The 3312-nt window shown below is 61.7% G+C and carries 3 protein-coding genes and 2 pseudogenes; 4 read left to right on the top strand and 1 reads right to left on the bottom strand.

The genetic code is table 11. The features are described 5' to 3' along the window. Positions 1 to 319, top strand: a pseudogene (locus ENZ75_RS26015) (response regulator); the annotation flags it as partial. Positions 320 to 421: 102 nt separating this feature from the next. Here ENZ75_RS26015 and ENZ75_RS26010 read toward each other — a convergent pair. Next, positions 422 to 694 (bottom strand): hypothetical protein, encoded by a 273-nt coding sequence (locus tag ENZ75_RS26010; protein WP_063170158.1) that lies wholly within the window; start codon positions 692 to 694, stop codon positions 422 to 424. Between the two features lie 205 nt (positions 695 to 899). On the opposite strand from ENZ75_RS26010, the gene ENZ75_RS26005 reads away from it, so the two are divergent. The 3 genes and pseudogenes from ENZ75_RS26005 to ENZ75_RS25995 all read left to right on the top strand — a co-directional run. Continuing rightward, positions 900 to 2006 (top strand): SDR family NAD(P)-dependent oxidoreductase, encoded by a 1107-nt coding sequence (locus tag ENZ75_RS26005; RefSeq protein ID WP_024502367.1) that lies wholly within the window; start codon positions 900 to 902, stop codon positions 2004 to 2006. Next, positions 2003 to 3076 carry an NAD-dependent epimerase/dehydratase family protein gene (locus ENZ75_RS26000; protein WP_063170157.1) on the top strand — a complete coding sequence of 358 codons (1074 nt, stop codon included), beginning with the start codon at positions 2003 to 2005 and terminating at the stop codon, positions 3074 to 3076. Before ENZ75_RS26005 ends, ENZ75_RS26000 begins: the two co-directional genes overlap by 4 nt. Continuing rightward, a pseudogene (locus ENZ75_RS25995) lies at positions 3073 to 3312 on the top strand (B12-binding domain-containing radical SAM protein); the annotation flags it as partial. The gene ENZ75_RS26000 and the pseudogene ENZ75_RS25995, both read left to right, overlap by 4 nt.

The raw sequence follows: 3312 nt of genomic DNA, 5'->3' as shown, positions 1-3312 counted from the left end.
TCTCCGCTATGCCAGCAATCTGCGGAAATCCTCGGGCAGCCAGGCGGTGTTCAACGCACTCTTTCCCCCGCAGGAATCGGGGCGGGCGCCCCCCGGACCGGACCCGTCCGACGACGTCTTCGCGCTTTTGCCCAAACTGCGACTTGCGGCGCGCCTTTTGCTGGGAGACGTCGACGCATCGGATCGGCTCGTCGAGAGGACGCTCGAGCAAGCGATCCGGGATGTCGACCGCAGACAGCCTGGTCAATCCACTGAAAACTGGCTCAACGGCATCATGCGAGAGATGGCGAAAACCCGCGGCGCAAACCTGATGCATTAATTTTACCCTCCCTCTCAGGCTGAAGTGCTAAGCCGCGGGGCCGTCATTGTTGACCACATCTCGACAACTGGGCCGTACAGATCAGCCGCTTGGCTTGCGTCATCAGCCCTTCTGATCGCGCTCGACGAATTTGTTGAAACGGCTGGCTTTCCCCTCCCCAGTCTTGGCCTGATACAGAAAGGCCAGATCGTTCTCGTCGAATATCCGGAAGAACTCGTCCCATTCGATGGGCTCGAATGCTTCCTCAGGCTCACCGAAGTCGATCCGCAGGATGCCGCCCTCGCCTTTTGTGCGTACCACTGCCGGCCGGCCGTCCCGCTCCTCGGCCCACTTGCGAATTTCGTCGTGGTCGGTGGTCGTTTGCGACTGAGACATTGAAATCTCCTTTGATCGGCGTTGCTCCATGGGACACGCGGGCTGTCGGGCGTCCTAACAGCACAAGGGCGTCAATGTTCCAGCACCGCGCCGTGATCGCGATGCCGGCCCAACGAAGTCCGCCAAAGGAACTTTGTTGAAGCAAGGGAACAAACCTTTTGCCGAAAAGTTCGGGGCGCCGAGGTTACTTGTCTGAGGAGTCGTCGTGAAACGCATATTGGTTACAGGAGGCTGCGGCTTCATCGGCCGGCATGTCGCACAGGAACTCGTCGAGCAGGATTATTCGGTTCGCATCCTCGATGCGCTGCTGGAGCAGGTGCATGCGGGCGAAGCCGTCGCGCTTCCCGCCGGGACCGAACTGATCAAAGGTGATGTCCGAGACCGGGAGGCGGTCGCCAGTGCGCTGGAAGGTGTTGACGCGGTCATTCATCTGGCGGCGGAAGTCGGCGTCGGACAATCGATGTACGAGATCGCGCGCTATGTCGGCGCCAATGATCTCGGCACCGCAACGCTACTTGAAGCACTGATCAAGCACCCGGTCGAACGGATCGTCGTCGCCTCGTCGATGAGCGTCTATGGCGAAGGGCTCTATGCAACGCCAGACGGCCGGCGCATCGACAATGCCCGGCGCAAGGCGAGCGACATCAAAAGCGGGCAATGGAATCCGCTGTCGCCAGAGGGAGCCCCCCTCTCGCCGCTGCCGACGGACGAAGAAAAGCCGGTCGATCTCGCCTCAATCTATGCGCTGACAAAATACGCACAAGAACGCGCTGTGCTGATCTTCGGCGAAGCCTATGGCATCGATGCTGTCGCGTTGCGCCTGTTCAATGTCTTCGGCGCCGGCCAGGCATTGTCGAACCCCTATACCGGCGTGCTGGCCAACTTCGCTTCGCGTCTCGCCAACGGCCAACGGCCAATGATCTTCGAGGATGGCGAACAGAAGCGCGATTTCGTCCATGTGCATGACGTCGCCCGCGCCTTTCGCCTTGCACTGCAGCAACGCCAGGCAAAGGGTCATGTCATCAACATCGGCAGCGGCCGAGCCTACGCGATCAGCGAAGTCGCACGATTGCTGGCCGAGGCCATGGGGACACCGAACCGCTCGCCCGAACTGCTCGGCAAAGCGCGCTCCGGCGATATCCGCAACTGCTTCGCCGATATTTCCAAGGCCCGTGAGCTGCTCGGTTTCGAGCCGGTGCGGCAACTGGAGAATTCGCTCGGCGATTTCGTTTCCTGGGTGCGTAACACGTCCGCCGTCGACCGCGGCGCCGACATGAAACGCGAGCTCGAAGAACGCGGGCTGGTGTCATGAACACACGCAATCGAAGCGACGCGCCGGTCGCCATCGTCGGCGGCAGCGGCTTCATAGGATCGAACCTCGCCGACAGCCTGTTGTCGGATGGCGAACCGGTGCTGGTGATCGACAATCTCAGCCGTCCGGGCGTCCAGCAGAACCTTGAATGGCTGGCGCAAAAACACGCCAGTCGCCTCACGGTGGAGACCATCGACGTGCGGGACGCCAACGCCTTGGCGCCGGCTCTGACGGGTTCAAAGGCAATTTTCCATCTGGCCGCGCAAACCGCCGTCACCACAAGCCTGGTCCAGCCGGGCGAGGATTTCGACATCAACCTTCGCGGAACATTCAACGTACTGGAGGCGGCGCGACTGAGCGGTGAGTGTATTCCTGTTGTCTTCGCCAGCACCAACAAGGTCTATGGCAGCCTGCCCGACGTCGCGGTCCGCGAGGACGGCGACCGCTATGTGCCTTGCGACAGCGTCATCCAGGCGAACGGCATCGATGAGGCTCGGGGCCTGGACTTCTGCACGCCCTACGGTTGCTCCAAGGGCGCGGCGGACCAGTATGTGCTCGACTACGCCAAATCCTACGGCATGCCGACGGCGGTGCTGCGGATGAGCTGCATCTATGGACCGCGCCAGTTCGGAACCGAGGACCAGGGCTGGGTCGCGCACTTCCTGCTCAGCGCGCTGACGGGACGCCCCATCACCATTTACGGTGACGGCAGGCAAGTGCGCGATATCCTACATGTTTCCGATGCCGTCGCCGCCTACAGGGCCGTACTCGACCACATCGAGACGACCAAAGGCCAGGCATTCAATCTTGGCGGCGGCCCGGAAAATGCGCTCAGCCTGCGCACGCTGTTGAGCGAGATCCGTGGCCTGACCGGCCATGAGCTTTCAATCCGCCATGATGGCGAACGCACCGGCGACCAGCCCTTCTTCGTCGCCGACACCCGCAAGATCAAAACCGCGCTTGGCTGGATGGCCCAGGTTTCATGGCGCGAAGGCGTCCGCGACCTAGCCGACTGGCTGCAGCGCCACCGGCTCGAGCCTCACCCCGAAGCCGTGAGGTACGTCGCATGAAAATCGCTCTGGTAAACCCATTCTGGACCTACGACGACAGCATCTATTTCGGCTGCCGCCAACCACATCTGCCGCTGGAACTCGGCTATTCGAAGGCCCTGCTCGAAGCCGCCGGACATGAGGTGCTGATGCTGGATGGTCAGTTGCAGAAGCTCGACAATTCCGGTCTTTGCGAGCGGGTGGCCGATTTCGCCCCGGCAATGACTGTCGTCAGTACCGCGCCGACCTATCTGTTC

The organism is Mesorhizobium sp. M7A.F.Ca.CA.002.04.1.1 (genome assembly GCF_004022805.1).
GTDB classification, from domain to species: Bacteria; Pseudomonadota; Alphaproteobacteria; order Rhizobiales; family Rhizobiaceae; genus Mesorhizobium; species Mesorhizobium ciceri.
Note: the sequence above shows the minus strand (reverse complement) of the source record. Positions and strands in the feature narration are given on the sequence as shown.

What these genes read in the sequence shown, in the direction of transcription:
- ENZ75_RS26010 (WP_063170158.1), bottom strand. Translation starts at nt 694, where the DNA reads ATGTCTCAGTCGCAAACGACCACCGACCACGACGAAATTCGCAAGTGG.
- ENZ75_RS26000 (WP_063170157.1), top strand. Translation starts at nt 2,003, where the DNA reads ATGAACACACGCAATCGAAGCGACGCGCCGGTCGCCATCGTCGGCGGC.